Below are 19,946 nucleotides of genomic sequence, written 5' to 3' on the forward strand. Positions count from 1 at the left end.
TGATTCCCTCAGCAATCATTCCGCTCTACTGTGCGGGCTTGATATCCCGCAAAATCGCCGGGATCTGTTCGCTCAGGTCCTCGGCGATCAGGCCCGGCCCGAAGCGGCGCGCCGCCTCCGAATGCAGCCAGACCCCGGCGCAGGCGGCCTCAAAAGGTTTCATCTTCTGAGCCATCAGGCCGCAAACCAGCCCGCCCAGCACGTCGCCTGATCCGGCGGTGGCCAGCCACGGCGGCGCATCGCGATTGACCACCAGCCGACCGTCGGGGTGGGCGATCACGGTTTCTGCCCCTTTCAGCAATACCACAGCCCCGGAGGCGGCGGCCGCATCGGCGGCGGCGCGCGCCCGTTCTTCGGCGCGGCCGAAGACGCGCGCAAACTCGCCTTCGTGCGGGGTGAGGACGCAGGGGCCGTGAATGGCGGCAAACAGGGTTTTCGGGTCGTCCTTGAACACGGTCAGGGCGTCGGCATCCAGCACGCAGGGCTTTTGCGCCCTGAGCGCCGTCATAACGCAATCGCGCGTGCGCTCATTGAGCCCCGCCGCCGGGCCCAGCAGCACGGCGGTGACGCGCGGATCCCCGATTAATCCGGCGAACTCAGCTACATCGCGCACGGGCTTGGTCATGACGGCCTCAAAGGCCGTGGCATAGACGATCAGAGCCGCGGGGTCGCAGGCCACCGACACCAGTCCGGCCCCTGCACGCAAGGCGGCCCGCGCCGCCAGCCGCGCCGCGCCGGTCGAATGGATGGGCCCCCCCAGCACGATGGCGTGGCCGCGGTCGTACTTATTGCCGACCACATCGGGTGACGGGAAGTGGGCGAACCAGTGTTCCGGACGGTTATCGGCGGGGGTGGGGAGGGTGCTCATGAGGGGCTCGACAAGAGACGATCGCGGGGGATCAGGCTTTACCACAGATGGACTGCACGGGGGAGGTGCGTACACGACAAGGTTCAGGCAGAATTGCTATCTTGGGTTGTTTTGCTGCGCGATAACGCGCTTTTTCGCGCCTCATATCCCCAAAACGAGTGATACCGCCCCCTAAAATGTGGGGGTAGGCTCCAGCGTATCAAGTAATGCGTGTCGATGTTTGGCTCCGGGGCAGGGGGTGTGCCGGGGGGAAGCGAAGCATCGCGCATGCCGGAACGGACGCATGGCCCTTCGCCAGAGTTGTCCCCCTTTGGTGCCCGCCGGTCCTTGTCCCAGGCCCGGCCTCCGGCACAGGCGGCCGTTCCGGCCCTTCCTTACATTACAGAGAGTTCATCTTCGCACCGTTGCGGGGGGGAATTTGCGGGGTTAGGGTCGTTGCCTGCGCAACAGATTGCGCCTGTACCCTTTCCGGAGATGCCGCCCATGCTCGACCGTCGTTCGCTATTGTCCGGGGCCTCGGCCCTTGCCGCCATTGGTATGTCCGCCGTGCCCGCCTTTGCGCAAACCGCCTCGGCCAAACTCAAAGCGACGTTCGACGCCATCTTCAACGAGATGGTCGATCATTCACCGACGACGGCGACCACGCTGGGCCTCGATACAGGCAAGCGCGCCGCCCTGAAAGCCAAGCTCGATCCCGCCACGCCGCAGGAGCGCGCCCGCTACACCGCCTTCCTCGAAAAGTCGGTCGCCGCCCTGAAGGCCATCCCGCGCGATCGGTTGTCTGGCATGGACCGCATCAATTACGACACTGTGCTGTGGGACCTGACTCAAAGCCTGAACGGGTACAAGGCCTTCGCCTTTGGCTCGCCGGGGTCGTCGCCCTATGTCATCACGCAGTTGACGGGTTCCTATATCTCGATCCCGGATTTCCTCGACAGCCAGCACACGATCGAGACCAAGGCCGATGCCGACGCCTATCTGTCGCGCCTCAAGGCCTATGCCGTGCTGCTCGATGAGGAAACCGCCAAGATGCAGGCCGACGTGGAGAGGGGCGTCATTGCGCCGGACTTTGCCCTGCAAAAGGCCATCACCCAGCTCAAGACGCAGCGCGACACCAAGGCCGCCGACAGCGTGCTGGTGCAATCCATCGTCCGCCGCACCAAGGAAAAGACCATTGCCGGTGACTGGGGCGCGCAGGCGACCCAAATTTATGAAACCGCCGTCGTGCCGGCCCTCAGCCGTCAGATCGCCGCCGTCGAAGCCGTCCTGCCCAAGGCGACGCACGATGCGGGCGTGTGGCATATTCCGCAGGGCGAGGCCTATTACATCTATGGCGCACGCGGCGGCACCTCGACCGACCTGACCCCGGATGCCATCCACCAGATCGGCCTCGATAAGGTGAAGGACCTCAATGCCGAACTGGAAAAGGTGATGACCAAACTCGGCATGACCACGGGCACGATGGGCGAGCGCCTGAAAGCCATGGCCAAGGACCCGAAGTTTGTCTATCCCAACACCGATGCGGGCAAGGACAAGCTGCTGGCCGATCTCAATAAACAGGTCGAGGTGGTGCAGGCCAAGCTGCCGGCCTATTTCGGCGTGCTGCCCAAGACGAAAGTGACGATCAAGCGCATCCCGCCGGCCACCGAACTGGGCGCGCCGGGCGGCTATTATCAGCCGGCGTCGCTCGATGGCTCGCGGCCGGGGGCCTATTACATCAATCTGCGCGACACGGCCGAGGTGCCGAGCTGGACCCTGCCGACCCTGACCTATCACGAGGCCATTCCGGGCCACCACATGCAGATTTCCATTCAGCAGGAAAACAAGAACTTGCCGATGCTGCGGCAGATTTCCGGCTTTAACGCCTATATCGAAGGCTGGGCCCTCTATTCGGAAGAAGTCGCGGCCAAGGATATGGGCATGTATGCCGAAGACCCCTATGGCTATATTGGCTATCTGCACGATGCCCTGTTCCGCGCCTGCCGTCTGGTCGTCGATACGGGGATGCATCACAAGCGCTGGAGCCGCGAACAGGCCATGGCCTTTATGGACGCCAATCTCGGCGATCCGAACGAGACCGAGATCGAACGCTACTGCGTGTGGCCGGGGCAGGCGCTGGGTTACATGATCGGCAAGATCAAGTGGCTGGAGCTACGCGCCAAGTATCAGACAAAGCTGGGCGCGAAGTTCGATATTAAGGCCTTCCACGATACCGGCCTGACCGCCGGGGCGGTGCCTCTGGCGGTGCTGGAAACCGTCTATGCCGAGTGGGCCGCGAAGCTGTAATCAAGAGGAAAGCCCCATGCTCAATCGACGCGCTCTGCTTGTGACCGGTGCCGCGGCGGCAACCTTTGCCGCCACGGGGGCCCATGCCGCCAGCGACCCGGCGACGGCCAAAACGCTGAATGCCCTGTTCGACGCCATCTTTGACGAGAATGTCGATCAGTCGCCGACTCTGGCCACCTCGCTGGGCCTCGACAAGGACGCGCGCGGAGGCCTCAAGTCCAAACTCAACGACGCCTCGGAAGCCGAGGCCCTTAGGGGCATTGCGCGCGCCGAAAAGAACCTCGCGGCGCTGAAAGCCATTCCGCGCGACAAGCTGAGCGGCATGGATCGCATCAATTACGATACGGTGCTGTGGGGCTATGAGAGCCGCAAGTCGGGCTATGACCGCTTCAAATTCGGCAACTGGGGCGGGGCTAACCCCTACATCCTGTCGCAACTGAACGGGTCCTATCAGTCCACGCCGGACTTCCTCGCCAATCAGCATACGATCGAAACCAAGGCCGATGCCGAGGCCTATCTGGCGCGTCTGGAGGCCTTCGCCGTCCTGATCGGGCAGGAAACCGAACGCTTCAAAGGCGATGTCGCCAAGGGCGTCGTGCCGCCGGATTTCGTCATCGACAAGGCCCTGACGCAGTTGCAGGCGCTGGCGGCCATCAAGGGCGCCGACAGTTCGATGACCAAGGCTTTGACCACCAAGACCGCGGACAAGGGCCTTGCCGGGGATTGGGCCGCTGAGGCCGCCCGACGCATCGACGGGCCGGTCGCTGCGGCGCTCAACGCCCAGATCGACGCGCTTAAGGCCGTGCGTCCAAAAGCGACGCACGACGCCGGTGTGTGGAAGCTGAAGGACGGGGATGCCTATTACGCCTTCGCGGCGGGGTCGTCGTCGGGCACCACCACGAAGATGACGCCCGACGAAATCCACAAGGTCGGTCTGGATATGGTCAGGGAACTGTCGGCCGAGGCCGATGCGAAGTTCAAGGCGCTGGGCTTGACGCAGGGCACGGTGGGCGAGCGCATGGCCGCCATCGCCAAAGACCCCAAATACGTCTATGACAATACGGACGCCGCCAAGGAAAAGCTGCTGGCCGATCTGAACGTGCAGATTCGCGCCATTGAAGCCAAATTGCCCGACTGGTTCGGCGTTTTGCCCAAGACGCCGGTGGTGGTGCGTCGCGTGCCCAAGGAAATCGAAGCCGGTGCGCCGGGCGGCTATTATCAGCGTCCGACGCTCGATGGCTCGCGGCCGGGGGCTTACTATATCAATCTGCGTGATACCGCCGAATGGCCGTCGTGGTCGCTGCCGACCCTAACCTATCACGAGGCGATTCCGGGCCACCACCTGCAAATCGCCATCCAGATGGAGACGCAAGGCCTGCCGCGCCTGCGCAAGGTCGGCGGCTTCTCCGCCTTCTCCGAGGGCTGGGCGCTCTATTCGGAGCTGCTGGCGGCCGAAATGGGCATGTATGCGGCCGATCCGCTGGGCTATATCGGCTATCTCCAATCGGCCCTGTTCCGCGCCATCCGTCTGGTGGTCGATACGGGGATGCACGCCAAGCGCTGGTCGCGCGAAGAGGCTATCCGCTATTTCGTCGCCACCAATGGCGATCAGGAATCGTCCGCCACCACCGAAATCGAACGCTACTGCGTGTGGCCGGGTCAGGCGCTGAGCTATATGACGGGCAAGATCCAGTGGGTGCGTCTGCGCGACCGCATGAAGGCGCAACTGGGGCCGAAGTTCGATATCAAGGCCTTTCATGATCGGGGGCTGACGGCGGGGCCGGTGCCGCTGGCGGTACTGGAAACCGTCTATACGGAGTGGGCGCGCGGTCTTTGATCGCCGCCCGGTGGACGCCCGTCGCTGAGTGTGTTAACCGATTAAAAAAACCAAATATAACTATTCGGGAAGACACTATGAAACGCAATACCTTCGTCGGTGCCTTTGGGGCTGTGGTCCTGACGCTGATGGCCTGCGGGCCGCAGGCGGCTCAGGCCGAGATGTCACCGCAGGCGCAGGTCGCGGCCATGAAGCGCGGCGTCAATGTGCTGGGCTACGACCCCCTGTGGCAGGACCCGGCCAAGGCGCGCTTTCAGCCGCGCCTGATGTCGGTGATCCGTGAAGGCGGCTTCAACACGGTGCGTATCAACCTCCATGCGTTTCAGCACATGGACAAGGATAACCGCCTGTCACCCTTCTATTTTTCCACCCTCGACACCATGGTGGACGCGGCGAACAAGGCCGGTCTGCACGTCATTCTGGACCTGCACAACTTCAATGAGTGCGCCGAGGATGTGACGGCCTGCCGGCCGAAAATCATGGCCTTCTGGACGCAGATGGCCGAGCATTACAAGGGCGCGCCCGATACGGTGATGTTCGAGCTGCTTAACGAGCCGCACGGCCCGGTGAATGCCGTGTGGAACGACATGATCGCCGAAAATCTCAAAATCATCCGCAAGACCCATCCGCGGCGCAACGTCATTGTCGGTCCGACCTCGTGGAACAGCCTCAACGATCTGGAGGCCCTGAGCCTGCCCGCAGAAGACAAGCACCTGATCGTCACCTTCCACTATTACGAACCCTTCGTCTTTACCCATCAGGGCGCGGCGTGGACGCCCCAGTTCAAGGATGTGAAGGGCGTGGGCTGGACGAAGGCCGAAGGGCAGGCGCGCCTTGACGCCGATTTCGACAAGGTGAAGGCTTGGAGCGCCCGCACGGGTCGCCCGGTCCTGCTCGGCGAATTCGGGGCCTATGACAAGGGGCCTATGGACAGCCGTGTCGCCTATACCGATGCGGTGGCGCGGGCGGCCGAGGCGCGCAACTGGGCGTGGGTCTACTGGCAGTTCGACTCTGACTTTATCGTCTATGACATACCGGCGGATCGCTGGGTAAAGCCCATCCACGACGCCCTGATCCCTGAACAGGCGGCAAAGGCGGAGGCAACACCGGCTCCGCAGGTCGATCCGAATGACGTGATGGCCCACGTCATCAATACGCCGAAACTGTCGTCGTGGACACCGTATGGCGAGGGTCAGGCCAGTGCTCCGATCAAGACAGCCGAGGGCGCACCGATCCGCTCGGCCCTGCGCATCCCGCTGTCGGCGGCGCAACCCAATGCCTGGGACGTCGGTGCCGTGGCGCAGATCGGTCAGCCGGTAAAGGCGGGCGACAAGCTTCAGGCCTGGGTGTGGGCCCGCGCCGCCACCCCGGATGCGGCGACGCGCGTGCCCATGAACATCCTGATCTCGCTCAACAAGGCCCCGTGGACCGCCCTGACCAACACCCCGGTTCAGATTTCGTCCGAATGGGACATGTATGTGGTGCAGGCGGTGGCCGACAAGGACTATGAGCCCGGCACCCTCATGCTAGCCCTGCAACTGGGCAAGTCGGCCTTTCCGATCGAACTGGGCGCGCCGGTGGTCCTGCGCAACTACGCGCCGACCGCGCAGTAGGCCGCTTACGGCCTTTATACCAACGGCCGAAGATGCTGACCGCATCCGGTCGTTGAATGGAATACCAAGAGTCATTTCCAATGACCCTTAGTATTATCCCGCATATTCGGCCAGAAGGCGCTCAAGTCGCGCGCCTTCTGGTCTCAGAAACCACAGGTAGCGGATCGCCTGTAAAAGGGTCGAAGCCCCCAGTACGCCCCCAAACAGCAAAGCCCCCTGCACGGCCTGAGTGGCGGTCATCTTGTCCGTACCGACCAGTTGCCACAGGGTCACGCCTGTGACGAGGGGGAACAGCCCCATCAGCCAGAACATCACGACAGCGCTGTGCCGGGCCGCGCGGTTTTCGTCCAGCCTGAGTTGTAGGCTCTGCGCAATGGACGCCGCCGGGTCCGCAAAGCGTCGCCTGTGCCGGTCATGCGCGCGCATCATCAGAATCAGCGCCACCCACGGCGCGACCAGCATCAGCAGGCTTCCCCATTCGCGCGTGACGTCAAGACTGTCATGCCGAAGGGCGTCATACCCAAAGACAAGCGTGATCGTGCCCAGTGCGGCCCCGACACACAGCAAAAAAACGGTTTGTCCCTTACGGCGACGTTCGATCCCGCGCATCAGACTCTCCAGTAAAAAGGCCCGCGCCGTGCGGTCCATGTCGTGGTCATGGGCGCGCCACAGGCGCTCCAGGGTTTCAATCTTCATCGGATAACTCCTGAACAAGCGTGGCCAGACGCGCCCGCGCCCGGTTCAGACGCACACCGATATGGCTTTCACTGAGGCCGTGCAGGGCGGCCATATCGGCATAGGGCGTCTGTTCCAGCCACAACAGCATCAGCGACCGGTCGAGCGGGGGAAGGGCGCGCAAGGCATCAAACACCTGATCCAGCCGGGCATCGGACGGTTCAGAGAGGAACTGTTGCAGGCCCTCGCGCTGTGTTTCAAACAGGCGCAACAAACGCAGGCTCTCGCGCCGTTTCCACGTCAGGGCGCGGTTATGCGCCACCCGGTAGATAAAGGTCGCCGGGAGCGACTCTCCGCGAAAGGCCGGCCACGCCCTCCACACGGCGATCAGCAGTTCCTGAAGCAGATCCGCCTGATCCGCCGACGCCGCAAAGGCGCGGCTAAGCCGCCGCAGCGCCCGCAGGTGCGGGCTGATCCACTCGCTAAAGGCCGGATCGTGCGGCATATGGTCGCCTTATCGCGGGGCCGCGGCTTCGCGCGCCAGTCGGAGCGCCTCGCGATTGTTCTGCTCGAAGGCTCCGCTGTTGAGGCCGCAGCCCACACCGGCGATTAGCAGAACCAGCAGGGCCGCAAGGGCTGGCAGACGGTAACGGGCAGGTAAAAACAATCCAAGCATCCTGATCTCCTGTGTTTGGGCTTACGAGAGGTTAGACGCCTGTGACCGCGTAAAACTTACACGCGCACAAAATAAATCGGTACCGCCGATAACGGGAAGGTCACTTGCCAGCGCTAAGTCCGTGGGTCTAAATACGCGGCGATTTCGCAAGGTGAGCCGATGAAACCCTTTAATGCCGATGCGCTCGAAGATCTGGTCCATGCGCGGGCGCGTCTGGCCATACTCGCCTATCTGTCCACGGCGGGGCAGGCGGACTTTACCGATCTGCGCGATCAGGTCGGCATCACCGACGGCAACCTGTCACTGCACCTCAAAAAGCTGAACGAAGCGGGCTACGTGGCCATTCGCAAGACCATCGTCTCCAACCGCTCCAATACGCGCATCGGCCTGACCGATGAGGGGCGCGACGCCTTTTATAACTATCTCGACCAGCTTAAGCGGATGCTCGACGCGGTTCCTGAAAAGCCTGAACTTTGATGTTCCACTTTTTTAATGAGAACATATTGCGAACTTGGAACAAATGGGGTACGGTCTTCCTAACACATTTTCGCGGACGGGGGATGGACCTTCGCCTTGGGAATCGTGGCATAGGGAAGGTCTGGAATCATGTCGCAAGCGGTATTGAAACTCGTGGGAAAAGACGAAGCTGAAAAACAACGCGCGCTGGAATCGGCGCTGGCCCAGATTGACCGTGCCTTCGGTAAGGGCTCGGTGATGAAGCTGGGCAATGCCGGCAAGGTGGTGGAGGTGGAGTCGATTTCCACCGGCTCGCTGGGCCTCGACATGGCGCTCGGTATCGGCGGTCTGCCCAAGGGGCGGGTCATCGAAATCTACGGTCCGGAATCGTCGGGTAAGACGACGCTGGCCCTGCATACGGTTGCCGAGATTCAGAAGGCGGGCGGTACGGCGGCCTTTGTCGATGCCGAACACGCGCTCGATCCCGTCTATGCCCACAAGCTGGGCGTCAATCTCGATGATCTTCTGGTGTCGCAGCCCGATAACGGCGAGCAGGCGCTGGAAATTACCGATACGCTGGTGCGGTCGGGTGCCGTTGATATTGTCGTGGTCGATTCGGTCGCCGCCCTGACGCCCAAGGCCGAAATCGAAGGCGATATGGGCGACAGCCTGCCGGGTCTTCAGGCCCGTCTGATGTCGCAGGCCCTGCGCAAGCTGACGGCCTCGATCTCCAAATCGAAGTGCATCGTCATCTTCATCAACCAGATCCGTATGAAGATCGGCGTCATGTACGGCTCGCCCGAAACGACGACCGGCGGTAATGCGCTGAAATTCTATGCCTCGGTGCGCCTCGATATCCGCAGCATCGGCAAGATCAAGGTGCGCGACGAGATCGTCGGCAACAATGTCCGTGTCAAGGTGGTGAAGAACAAGGTCGCCCCACCGTTCCGCGAAGTCGAATTCGACATTCTCTACGGCGAAGGCATCTCCAAGCTGGGTGAAGTTCTTGATCTGGGCGTCAAGGGTGGGGTGGTTGAAAAGTCCGGTTCGTGGTTCTCGTTCAACTCGATCCGCATTGGTCAGGGGCGCGAAAATGCCCGCGACTTCCTGAAGTCCAATCCGGAAATCGCGGCGGAAATCGAAGCGCTGGTGCGCAAGAAGTCCGACGCCATTTCCGAAGAGCTTTTGGGTACGCCGGAACCGGATGAAGACGGCGAATAAAATCTGAGACCCGCGTGGGGTGCGGGTTTTCAGACCGCCCGCCACCCACACGTCAACACCCCGGTCTCGTGGCCGGGGTGTTCTTTTTATCCTGACACGTCAGAAAAATACCGGCGTTGGCGCAAAGGTCTTTGCGCAAATACCCAAGCCCTCTATATACGGCTGAAAATCGTCCTGTGGTGCGGTGTTTAACCGTCGGAGTCCCATGCCTTCCTTAAATCAGATCCGTCAGACCTTCCTGGATTACTTCGCCAAGAACGACCATGAGATCGTGTCGTCTTCGTCGCTGGTGCCGCATAACGACCCGACGCTGATGTTCACCAATGCGGGCATGGTGCAGTTCAAGAACGTCTTTACCGGGGCCGAAACCCGTCCGTACAAGCGTGCCACCACCTCACAAAAGGTCGTGCGCGCCGGCGGCAAGCACAATGATCTGGACAATGTCGGCTACACGGCGCGTCACCACACCTTCTTTGAAATGCTGGGGAACTTCTCCTTCGGCGATTATTTCAAGGAACAGGCGATCAGCCACGCGTGGACCCTGATCACCAAGGAATACGGCCTGCCCAAGGACCGCCTGCTGGCCACCGTCTATATCGACGATGATGAGGCCTTCAATCTGTGGAAGAAGATCGCGGGCTTCTCCGACGACCGCATCATTCGCATCGCCGGGTCTGATAATTTCTGGTCGATGGGCGATACGGGCCCCTGCGGTCCGTGCACGGAAATCTTCTACGATCACGGCGAGCACATCTGGGGTGGCCCTCCGGGCTCGCCGGAAGAAGACGGCGACCGCTTCGTCGAAATCTGGAACCTCGTCTTCATGCAGTTCGACCAGCAGCCGGACGGTACGCGGCTCAACCTGCCCAAGCCCTCAATCGACACCGGCATGGGGCTTGAGCGCGTCGCGGCGGTGCTGCAAGGTGTGCACAACAATTATGATGTGGACCTGTTCAAGACCCTGATCAGCGCCAGCGTCGAGGCAACCGGCATCAAGGCGGAGGGTGAGGCCCTGCCGTCGCACCGCGTTATCGCCGATCACCTGCGTTCGACCTCGTTCCTGATCGCCGATGGTGTCACGCCATCGAACGAAGGCCGGGGCTATGTCCTGCGCCGCATCATGCGCCGCGCCATGCGCCACGCCTATCTGCTGGGGGCCAATGAGCCGCTGATGCCGCGTCTGGCACCGGTTCTGGTGCGCGAAATGGGCGATCATTACGGCGAACTGAAGCGCGCCGAGGCGACCATCGTCGAAACCCTGCGTCAGGAAGAAGAACGCTTCCGCCGCACGCTGGGCCGCGGCATGACCCTGCTGGACGAAGCCACCGCCAATCTGAAAGACGGCGACATGCTGGAAGGCGAGGTGGCCTTCAAGCTCTACGACACCTACGGCTTCCCGCTCGATCTGACGCAGGACGCCATCCGCGCCAAGGGCTTAAGCGTCAATGTTGCCGGTTTCGAAGCGGCGATGGAAGAACAGAAGCAGCGCGGCCGCGCCAACTGGAAGGGCTCCGGCGAAACTTCGGTTCAGGCCGAATGGTTCTCGATCCGCGATCAGGCCGGGGCGTCGGAATTTGTCGGCTATGAGCACCTTTCGACCCAATCGCACGCCCGCGTCATCGTCCGCGACGGCGAGTCGGTCAGCGAAGGTCTGGTCGGTGAGCGTTTGCAGGTCGTCTTCGACCGCACGGCCTTCTATCCGGAAGGCGGCGGGCAGGCGGGCGATACCGGCACCCTGCATTGGGCCGGGGGCGAAGGCCGCGTGCTCGATACGCAAAAACAGGCCGGCGACCTGATCGTGCATGATGTCGAAATCACCGAAGGCGTTCTGGCGGTCGGCGACATGGTGCATCTGCACGTCGATGGGGCCAAGCGTCAGACGACGAAGTCCAACCACTCCGCCGCCCACCTGCTGCACGCGGCGCTGAAAAACGTTCTGGGGCCGCACGTCGCGCAGAAGGGGCAACTGGTCGATGCCGAACGGATGCGCTTCGATTTCAGCCATGGCGCGCCTGTCTCGCCCGAAGAGATCGAGCGCATCGAAGCCGAGGTCAATGCCGTTATCCTGCAAAACGAGGCGGCGACGACGAAGATGATGGCCCCCGCTGAGGCGATCGAAGCCGGAGCGGTGGCGCTGTTCGGTGAAAAATACGGCGATGAGGTCCGTGTCCTCAGCCTCGGTCATGCGCTTGATGGCGCGGACAAGGGCTATTCGGTCGAACTGTGTGGCGGCACCCACGTGTCGCGCACGGGCGATATCGCCCTGTTCAAGATCATTTCCGAAAGCGGCATCGCCGCCGGGGTGCGCCGTATCGAAGCCTTTACCGGCGAAGCGGCGCGTCAGTATCTGCTGGAGCAGGCGGGCGTGGCGCGTTCGCTGGCCGATCAGTTCAAGGTGCCGGTGGCGCAGGTGTCGGCTCGCGTCGAAGCGCTGGTCAACGACCGCAAGCGCCTCGAAAAAGAGCTGGCCGAAGCCAAGCGCGCCCTGGCCGTTGGTGGCGGCGGGGCGGCGTCCGGTCCGGAAGAGATCAATGGCGTCAAGGTGATCGCCCGCGTTCTCGATGGCGTGGGTGGCAAGGATCTGCGTCCGCTGGCCGAAGACTTCAAAAAGCAGGTCGGCTCCGGCGTCGTGGCGCTGGTCGGCGTGCTGGACGGTAAGGCGGCCGTGACCGTGGCGGTGACGCCCGATCTGACTGGCCGTTTCAACGCCGCTGAACTGGCCAAGGCCGCCGTGATCGCCATGGGCGGGCAAGGCGCAGGCGGCAAGCAGGACTTCGCGCAGGGCGGCGCGCCGGACGCGACCAAGGCCGAGGCCGGACTGGACGCCGTCAAGGCCGCTATCGTCTGATCGCGTCTCCATTGAAAACGAACAGGCCGTCCGTTCGCGGGCGGCCTTTTTCGTATTTGCCGATTGCTTTACGGGCCTCCCCTATGCTGGAGTCCCGCCAAAGGAGAGCCGCATGGACCGCTTGAAAGACAAGGTGGCGCTGGTCACCGGGGGCGCGCAGGGCATCGGCAAGGCCATTGTGCGCAGCTTTGCTGCCGAAGGCGCGCGGGTCATCATCGCCGATATCGACCCCCGTGAAGGCGAAGCACTGGCAGCAGAGCTGCCCGGTGCGGTGTTTCGCCGACTCGATGTCGCTGATGAAGGCCAATGGATCGTCGTCCTCGATTCGGTGGTGGCCGATTTCGGCCGACTGGACGTGCTGGTCAATAATGCCGGCATTACCGGACGCGCCGACGCCAAAAATGATCCCGAACACACCACGCTCGAAGACTGGCGGCGGGTGATGACGGTCAATACGGACGGTGTGTTTCTGGGCTGCAAGCACGCGATTCGCGTGATGCGCCCGAATCGCACCGGTTCGATCATCAATATGTCGTCGCGGTCCGGGTTGGTCGGCATTCCGCATCAGGCGGCCTATGCGGCGTCAAAAGCCGCTGTGCGCAATCACACCAAGACGGTGGCGCTTTATTGTGCGGAAGAGGGGCTGAATATCCGCTGCAATTCGGTGCATCCGGCGGCGATTCTGACGCCGATGTGGGAGGCCATGCTGAAGGACGCAGCCGATAAGGAAAAGGTCGCCGCCGGGACGCCGCTGCACCGATTCGGGCGGCCGGATGAGGTGGCCGCCGTCGTGCTGCTTCTGGCCTCGGATGAAGCCACCTTCATCACCGGTTCGGAATTCAACATTGACGGCGGCGTTCTGGCGGGCGCGGCGGCTTCGCCTAAGTAGTTTTAACCATTAAAGATTTGCCAGAAGGAATAGAGGCCAATGGCGATAAACAGGCCAGACGCCACGTAGCGGACGATCTTCATCGGCACGATCTTCAGCACCTTGTCGCCGAAGAGCACCGCCGGGACATTGGCCAGCATCATGCCGAAGGTGGTGCCGAGCACGACCCAGGCAAAGGCGTCTTCGTACTTGGCCCCCAGAAACACCGTGGCCACCTGCGTCTTGTCGCCCATTTCGGCCAGAAAGAAGGCGATCAGGGTGGTGAGGAAGGGGCCGTAATCCTTTTTGGGGGCCTCATCGTCGTCCATCTTGTCCGGAATCAGGATCCACAGTCCGAGCGCGATAAAGGCAATGGCGACGATCCAAGGCATGTAGGTGGTCAGGGCCAGTCCGGAGACAAAATGCCCGACCCCGGCCGCCAGCGCGTGATTCGCCACCGTGGCGATGAAGATGCCCCAGATAATCGGAATGGATTTGTGATAGCGCGCGGCCAGAATCAGGGCCAGCAACTGTGTCTTGTCGCCGATTTCGGAAAAGGCGACGAGGGCGGTCGAATTGAGGAAGGCGTCCACGGTAAAATCTTGTCTGTGACCGGCCAGGCTGTGACACACAACGACGTGCTTCGCCGCGGCCAGTCACTTATGGCGGCAAGGCAGGTCGTCGGTCTCACCTGTTTCGATTACGCCATGTCCATGCCGGACAAGTGTGTTGACGTAATCCGCCTGAAACAACGCTCAGGCGCGGTTACTCCCCGAAGGAACGCGGGCTTGATAGACGCGGCTTACAGATGAGTCAAGAGGAGGGCCAGACCCGACAGGGTAAATAGCGAAAGGACGGTCGATTGGGCGATGGATACCGCCGCGCCTGCGTACCACAGGCCGTACATGCGCGCCTGAATGAAGACGCTGACCGCGGTGGGGCAGGCCGACAGGAAGACGGCGATCTTCCACATCAGTGGCGGTGCGCCGAACAGGTGCATGGCGACGGCCATCACGGCGGGGGCGAGAAGCAGCTTACCCACCACGGCAATAGCGGTCACGGGCGTAACAGAGCGCAGCGTTTTCAACGGCATAAGCCCCAGCATCCCGCCCAGCGCCACAAGCGCCACCGGCACGGACGAGCGGCCCAGTATGTCGAGCATCTGATCGAACATCGGCGGAATCTTCAGGTCCGCCAGCATCAGTCCAACCCCCAGCAGCGAGCCCAGCACGGTGGGGTTCTGCATCGTGCGTTTGAGCGCCAGCCCCACCCCATGACCCGACGCGACCGACAGGCCGGCGCAGCCGACAAAAAACAGAATCAGAAAATCGGCGACAAACAACAGCGGGGCCACCTGCATGACCTGCGGGCCCAGAAGCCCGGTCAGTATGGGTAACCCGAGAAAGGCGCTGTTGGAAATGAAGGCGGCCATCCCGGCACCGGTGGCTTCGCCGCGTGTGGCGCCGAAGCGCCGGGCGGCCAGCAGGCAAAGCCCCGACGATACGGCGAAAGCCAGCGCATAGACGCCCAGCCAGCCCACATGCAGGGCATCGGGGCGCGGCAGATTGGCAAAGGCGTGGATCAGATAGGCGGGAAAGCCCAGCCAGTAGAAATAGGCGCTGAGGCCATCCAGCCCTTCGGATTTCAGCCGCCCGGTGCGCGCCAGAAGCGCCCCCAGTCCGACAAAGGCAAAAAACAGCAGAACGCGGCTCAGGGTTTCCAGCATGGCAGGGCTTTACGCCCTGTGAGGGGGTATGAAAAGCCCTATTTGTCAGGACCGAAATCGCTGCTGGCTGAGGCTGAGGCGGCCGTTTCGGCTTCCGGATCGGGCAGGCCGATATGCGTCACCTGCCAGGTGAACAGGCCCTTGCGTTTCAGCGTGAAGACGGTCGTGCCGGTTTCCGGCCGCTTGATGCCCAGACGCGCGCGGTCGATGCTCCAGTAAAGGATGGTGGGCAGGGGCGGTTTGGGCGCAAATTCGCGCGGTTCGACCACATTGGCGTCTTTGCCTGCCCCATAGGAGAGGGCCAGCAGGGCCTTGGCCGTGAGATAGGTATTGACGTCGATCACCGGTTGCTTGGGGGCAGGCGCGGTCAGGTCGGTAATGGCGCGGCCGATGGCCCCCAGCGGATCCTTCATGACATTGGGCGCGGGGGCTTCGGCGGTCGTCGTGCCCTTGGCATCGGCCCACAACTGCGCCTTGAGGCTGGCGCGCACGTCATCAAAAGCGACCAGTTCCGACAGGCTCTGGATGTCCTCGGACTCCGCTGCCGAACGCAGGTCGTAAAAGGCCCAGACCGGGCCGATGGCAAAACCGAACAGGGCGGCCAGAGCGGCAACGATGATGGCGATGGATAAGGTCTTGAACACGCGGACAGTTCCCCCTGAAGGCGCTGAAAAACAGGGTTAACACGAAAATAACGCCCTGTCGCGCCCCGTCCGACGATTCGCTCCAGACTGTGGCTAAACCGCCTGACCCGTGATCAGCCGGTGCACAAAGGTGAGTTTATTGCGCACGGTGGGGGTCAGGATAAACGGATAAAGCGGCCGCTCACCCATGGCGTTATGGATCGAATTGATCGCCAGACTGAGCGGCACCCAGGCTTCGGCCAGCCGCTCAAAATCCGTGACGCGATAGGGCTTGAAATCGACCTCGGCCGCGACCCCTTCATCAGGTTTGGTCTTGATGGTCATGCCATAATAGTGAGCGGTTTCAAGGGCATCGGTAATGTGAAGGACGTGGGCGAAGGTTTCGGCGAAGTCCTCCCACGGGTGCATCGAGGCATAGGCACTGATATAGCTGTCGGCCCAGAAGGGGGGCGGTCCTTCGGCATAGTGGCGCTCGATCGAGGCCTGATAATCGGCTTCGTCGTCACCAAAAACCGCGCGGCAGGCCGCGAGCTTGCCGGCGTCGCGCACCAGACGGTTCCAGATGAAATGCCCGCATTCATGGCGAAAATGGCCGAGCAGGGTGCGGTAGGGCTCACCCATCTGACTGCGCACGCTTTCGCGCACGGCGTCGTCGGCCTCGGCGGCACGGATGGAGATGACGCCCTCATCGTGACCGGTCATGGCGCTGTGGAAGGTGCCGTCCGCGGCCTGTTCGTCCTCCAGATAGTCGAAAACAAGCCCGCCCTCCGGGTCTTCGCTGCGGTCAGGGGCGGGCAGGTCCCATTTGAGGAAGGCGTAAAACAGGCGGTGCTGGGCGTCGATAATGCGCCGGAACTGATCGAGATCGTTGGGGATCAGGCGGTTGTGGCGACAGGCGCGACAATAGGCTGAACCATCGCCTTCGGGCACCAGCCAGTTGCACACATCGGTCGCGGCATTGGCGCAGAAGCGATAACGGTCCCCGCCATTGACCGGTTGCCAGCGGTCGTCGCTTGCGGGCATCAGGGCGTGCAGATCACGGCTGTTCGGCGAAAAGCCCAGCCGTGCCCCGCAACTGACGCAGGCGCGGTTGTGGAAAAACAGGGTGTTGCCGCATTGGGCGCAGGTAAACAGCTTCATTAAGGCGCGGTCTCTAAGGTCGGGTTCGTGTGCCGCGACCCTAGACCGCTATCCATAAGTCTGAAAGGGTAGGCCAGCCGCCCCTTGCAAAGGGCCGGTAAGGCTATTTCCCTTGCCACACGCCCGGATGGGCGTCGATCCAGCCCTGTATCAGGTCGGCTATTTTGCGATCATCGGCCACAGACGGGTGGGCATGACAGCCATCAAACGCCAGCCCGTCGAAAAACAGCGTGTCAAGGCGCGTTTCTCCGCTGTCTTTCAGCGTTTTGGCCACCTGAGCCACCTGTGCGCGAATCTCGCCCTTAGCCCCGTCGGAGGCCATCAGGAGGAAGTGCGCCTGCGGGTTTTTGGCGCGCAATGATTTCACGAAGGCGACATAGGTGTCGCGGTAATCGGCTTGCAAGGCCTCGCGCGTCGTCCATTTTTCGCCCGGATTGAGCGCGGTCGAAAAGTCATTGGTCCCCAGCCCGATGACGATGATCTGCGGCTGCCAGCCGGTGGCGTCATAGGCCGTCTTGCCGTCGAACAAGGTATAGGGATAAACCTTGGGCAGAGGATCGGCGATGAAGCCATTGTAATTGCGCACGATTCCGCGGCCAGAGAAGGCGTTGATCTGATAGTCGGCCTCATAGTGTTTGGCTGTCAGCGCCCCAAAGGCCTGAGACGTGTCGGTCGTCGCCCACACCTCGTCCTGGGTACATTCGCGCTTTGGCGAGGTATTGCCGTAACCGACCGTGTAGGAATCGCCGATGAATTCGATCTGACGCGCGCGGGCGGCGAGGGCGGCGGGCTTATCGGCGCTGAAACCGAGGAAACGCCCGGTCTGCCCTTGCGATTCGGTGATCTTCTCCAGCCGATAGACGTCCACGGCCTTTGGGCTTTTGCTGTCGAAGCGCAGCGTCGTCTGACCGGGTTTTTCGATGAGCTTCACCACCTCACCGTTGAGGTACAGCTTATAGATATTGATGCTGTCATCGAAGCTGAGGGTGACCGACTTTGAGGTCGTCGCGGTCTCAAAATAGACGCCCGGCCATTGATGCGTATAGGTCGGGGCTGCCGTGCGCCCGCCGCTGCGCAGGGGCAGGGTGTCCGCAGAGGCAAGGGCGGTGAAGCTCGTCCCCACCAAAAGCCATCCGGCCAGCCAAAGCGCCTTTGTCATCCTGTGTCTCCCTGATTTTGCGGCATGAAGGATGATAGCGCTGTCACTGTCAAGACGCGCGCATAAAGAAAGGCCGCCCGCGAACGGACGGCCTTACGACTAAAACGGGGCACATGGGGAAGTGATTCCCCCATGATTTGCTTACGCCGCCAAAGCCTTCGACAGGTTCTCGGAGATCTTGTCGAGGAAGCCTTCGGTGGTCAGCCAGCCTTGCGTATCGCCGACCAGCAGCGCCAGGTCCTTGGTCATGAAGCCCGCTTCGACGGTGTCGATGCAGACCTTTTCCAGCGTCTCGGCAAAGTGCTTCAGCTCCGCATTGTCGTCCAGCTTGGCGCGGTGCTTGAGGCCCTGCGTCCACGCAAAGATCGACGCCATCGAGTTTGTCGAGGTGGCCTCGCCCTTCTGATGTTGGCGATAGTGGCGGGTGACGGTGCCGTGCGCCGCTTCGGCTTCCATGATCTTGCCGTCCGGCGTGACGAGGGCCGAGGTCATCAGGCCCAGCGAACCGTAGCCCTGCGCCACCGTATCCGACTGCACGTCGCCGTCATAGTTCTTACAGGCCCAGACGAAACCGCCCGACCACTTCAGCGCCGAAGCGACCATGTCGTCGATCAGACGGTGCTCATAGGTCAGGCCAAGTGCCTTGAACTTCGCCGCGTATTCGGCGTCGAAGATTTCCTGGAAGATGTCCTTGAAGCGGCCGTCATAGGCCTTGAGGATGGTGTTCTTAGTCGAAAGATAGACCGGATAGTTGCGCGCAATGCCGTATTCGAACGAGGCGCGGGCAAAATCACGGATCGAGTCGTCGAGGTTATACATGCCCATGGCCACGCCCGAAGACGGGAACTGGAACACTTCGTGCTCGATGACCTGACCGTCGTCGCCCTGGAACTTGATGGTCAGCTTGCCGGGGCCGGGCACCTTGAAATCAGTGGCCTTATACTGGTCACCGAAGGCGTGACGGCCGACGACGATCGGCTGGGTCCAGCCGGGGACGAGGCGCGGTACGTTCTTGCAGATGATCGGCTCACGGAACACGACGCCGCCCAGAATGTTGCGGATGGTGCCGTTGGGCGACTTCCACATCTTCTTGAGGCCAAATTCCTTTACGCGGGCTTCGTCCGGAGTGATGGTGGCGCACTTGACGCCCACGCCGCAGGCCTTGATGGCGTTGGCGGCGTCGATGGTCACCTGATCGTCGGTGGCATCGCGGTGTTCCATCCCCAGATCGAAATACTGCAGATCAATGTCGAGATAGGGGTGGATCAGCTTGTCCTTGATAAGCTGCCAGATGATGCGGGTCATTTCATCGCCGTCGATATCGACGACGGGGTTCGCCACCTTGATTTTGGCCATTGCGAATGTCCTCTCTGAACGAAGCGCACATGAGGCGACGCACAGGGTCGCACTCGGCGCTGACGCTTCGCTATAGCCGAAAAGGCGCGCACGGCAAATCGTGAAATTACCAACAGGTCACGATAGCTAGGATGGCGATTTGAACATCGGGCCACCTTGGGCTAAACACCGGCCCATGAAAGAAAACCGTACTGCCCCGCCGCTGGAGCGGCCCGACCTGACCTTGCCGTGCGTCATCCTCGACCGGCCGCAGATGGCCGAAAACATCGGCTCGGTCGCCCGCGTCATGGCCAATTTCGGCCTGCGCGACCTGCGGATCGTCAATCCGCGCGATGGCTGGCCGCAGGAGCGCGCCTGGGCGATGTCCTCCGGCGCGCACTGGCCCCTCGACAATGCCACTATATATGAGACGGTCGCCGAGGCCATTGCCGACCTCAACGCCGTTTATGCCACCACGGCCCGCCCGCGCGAGACGCAGTTGCCGGTGCGGACCCCGCGTCAGTGCGCCGACGATTCTTATGCCAACGCGCAACAGGGCCTCAAAACAGGTCTGCTGTTCGGGGCTGAGCGCGC

Annotated in this window: 18 protein-coding genes and 1 riboswitch (1 of these 19 only partly in view); of the genes, 8 read left to right on the plus strand and 10 right to left on the minus strand. The window is 62.1% G+C overall.

What is annotated here, in order from left to right:
- Window positions 1-25: 25 nt before the first annotated feature.
- Window positions 26-868 (minus strand): NAD(P)H-hydrate dehydratase, encoded by an 843-nt coding sequence (locus AACH73_RS12515; RefSeq protein ID WP_338736148.1) that lies wholly within the window; start codon window positions 866-868, stop codon window positions 26-28.
- Window positions 869-1,351: 483 nt separating this feature from the next.
- On the opposite strand from AACH73_RS12515, the gene AACH73_RS12520 reads away from it, so the two are divergent.
- The 3 genes from AACH73_RS12520 (at window position 1,352) to AACH73_RS12530 (ending at window position 6,604) form a co-directional block, all read left to right on the plus strand.
- Window positions 1,352-3,154 carry a DUF885 family protein gene (locus tag AACH73_RS12520; protein WP_338736149.1) on the plus strand — a complete coding sequence of 601 codons (1,803 nt, stop codon included), beginning with the start codon at window positions 1,352-1,354 and terminating at the stop codon, window positions 3,152-3,154.
- Between the two features lie 16 nt (window positions 3,155-3,170).
- Complete coding sequence (locus AACH73_RS12525) at window positions 3,171-4,991, plus strand: DUF885 family protein (RefSeq protein WP_338736150.1); 1,821 nt, start codon at window positions 3,171-3,173, stop codon at window positions 4,989-4,991.
- Between the two features lie 77 nt (window positions 4,992-5,068).
- A complete protein-coding gene (locus AACH73_RS12530; RefSeq protein WP_338736151.1) occupies window positions 5,069-6,604 on the plus strand; it encodes a glycoside hydrolase family 5 protein in 1,536 nt (511 codons plus the stop codon).
- Window positions 6,605-6,697: 93 nt separating this feature from the next.
- On the opposite strand, the gene AACH73_RS12535 is transcribed toward AACH73_RS12530, so the two are convergent.
- From AACH73_RS12535 to AACH73_RS12545, 3 genes are read right to left on the minus strand one after another with little or no spacing between them, the layout of a single operon-like run.
- Window positions 6,698-7,300: a hypothetical protein gene (locus tag AACH73_RS12535; protein ID WP_338736152.1), complete on the minus strand. Its 603-nt coding sequence runs from the start codon at window positions 7,298-7,300 to the stop codon at window positions 6,698-6,700.
- Entirely contained in the window at window positions 7,290-7,784 is a 495-nt protein-coding gene (locus tag AACH73_RS12540; protein ID WP_338736153.1) for a sigma-70 family RNA polymerase sigma factor, read from the minus strand. Before AACH73_RS12540 ends, AACH73_RS12535 begins: the two co-directional genes overlap by 11 nt.
- A 9-nt stretch (window positions 7,785-7,793) precedes the next feature.
- Window positions 7,794-7,955, minus strand: a complete 162-nt coding sequence (locus AACH73_RS12545) for a hypothetical protein (protein WP_272742240.1) — start codon at window positions 7,953-7,955, stop codon at window positions 7,794-7,796.
- A 159-nt stretch (window positions 7,956-8,114) separates the two neighbouring features.
- Between AACH73_RS12545 and AACH73_RS12550 the strand changes: the two genes are divergently transcribed.
- The 4 genes from AACH73_RS12550 to AACH73_RS12565 all read left to right on the plus strand — a co-directional run bounded on the left by AACH73_RS12550 (window position 8,115) and on the right by AACH73_RS12565 (window position 13,369).
- Window positions 8,115-8,432, plus strand: a complete 318-nt coding sequence (locus AACH73_RS12550; protein ID WP_272742239.1) for a transcriptional regulator — start codon at window positions 8,115-8,117, stop codon at window positions 8,430-8,432.
- 126 nt (window positions 8,433-8,558) lie between these two features.
- On the plus strand, window positions 8,559-9,632 hold the full coding sequence (gene recA, locus AACH73_RS12555; protein WP_272742343.1) for a recombinase RecA: 1,074 nt from the start codon (window positions 8,559-8,561) through the stop codon (window positions 9,630-9,632).
- Between the two features lie 205 nt (window positions 9,633-9,837).
- Window positions 9,838-12,480 carry an alanine--tRNA ligase gene (gene alaS, locus AACH73_RS12560; protein WP_272742238.1) on the plus strand — a complete coding sequence of 881 codons (2,643 nt, stop codon included), beginning with the start codon at window positions 9,838-9,840 and terminating at the stop codon, window positions 12,478-12,480.
- Between the two features lie 112 nt (window positions 12,481-12,592).
- Window positions 12,593-13,369: a glucose 1-dehydrogenase gene (locus AACH73_RS12565; protein WP_272742237.1), complete on the plus strand. Its 777-nt coding sequence runs from the start codon at window positions 12,593-12,595 to the stop codon at window positions 13,367-13,369.
- Between the two features lie 2 nt (window positions 13,370-13,371).
- On the opposite strand, the gene AACH73_RS12570 is transcribed toward AACH73_RS12565, so the two are convergent.
- The 6 genes from AACH73_RS12570 to AACH73_RS12595 all read right to left on the minus strand — a co-directional run bounded on the left by AACH73_RS12570 (window position 13,372) and on the right by AACH73_RS12595 (window position 19,373).
- Window positions 13,372-13,941, minus strand: coding sequence for a TMEM165/GDT1 family protein (locus AACH73_RS12570; protein ID WP_272742236.1), 570 nt, complete (start codon window positions 13,939-13,941; stop codon window positions 13,372-13,374).
- A gap of 15 nt (window positions 13,942-13,956) precedes the next feature.
- Window positions 13,957-14,127, minus strand: a riboswitch (yybP-ykoY riboswitch).
- A gap of 23 nt (window positions 14,128-14,150) precedes the next feature.
- Entirely contained in the window at window positions 14,151-15,074 is a 924-nt protein-coding gene (locus tag AACH73_RS12575; RefSeq protein ID WP_272742235.1) for an AEC family transporter, read from the minus strand.
- 38 nt (window positions 15,075-15,112) lie between these two features.
- Window positions 15,113-15,718: a DUF2939 domain-containing protein gene (locus AACH73_RS12580; protein ID WP_272742234.1), complete on the minus strand. Its 606-nt coding sequence runs from the start codon at window positions 15,716-15,718 to the stop codon at window positions 15,113-15,115.
- Between the two features lie 93 nt (window positions 15,719-15,811).
- Window positions 15,812-16,858 (minus strand): putative zinc-binding peptidase, encoded by a 1,047-nt coding sequence (locus AACH73_RS12585; protein ID WP_272742233.1) that lies wholly within the window; start codon window positions 16,856-16,858, stop codon window positions 15,812-15,814.
- Between the two features lie 103 nt (window positions 16,859-16,961).
- Window positions 16,962-18,017, minus strand: coding sequence for a GDSL-type esterase/lipase family protein (locus tag AACH73_RS12590; protein ID WP_338736154.1), 1,056 nt, complete (start codon window positions 18,015-18,017; stop codon window positions 16,962-16,964).
- Between the two features lie 141 nt (window positions 18,018-18,158).
- Window positions 18,159-19,373: an NADP-dependent isocitrate dehydrogenase gene (locus tag AACH73_RS12595; protein WP_272742231.1), complete on the minus strand. Its 1,215-nt coding sequence runs from the start codon at window positions 19,371-19,373 to the stop codon at window positions 18,159-18,161.
- Window positions 19,374-19,548: 175 nt separating this feature from the next.
- Here AACH73_RS12595 and AACH73_RS12600 point away from each other — a divergent pair, with 175 nt between their 5' ends.
- On the plus strand, window positions 19,549-19,946 hold the 5' portion of the coding sequence (locus tag AACH73_RS12600; protein WP_272742230.1) for an RNA methyltransferase. Its footprint extends 397 nt past the window's final position; 398 of the gene's 795 nt are visible here — the first part of the coding sequence; its start codon is at window positions 19,549-19,551; the stop codon falls past the right edge of the window.

Source organism: Asticcacaulis sp. DW145 (assembly GCF_037101385.1).
In the GTDB taxonomy this organism is placed as follows: domain Bacteria; phylum Pseudomonadota; class Alphaproteobacteria; order Caulobacterales; family Caulobacteraceae; genus Asticcacaulis; species Asticcacaulis currens.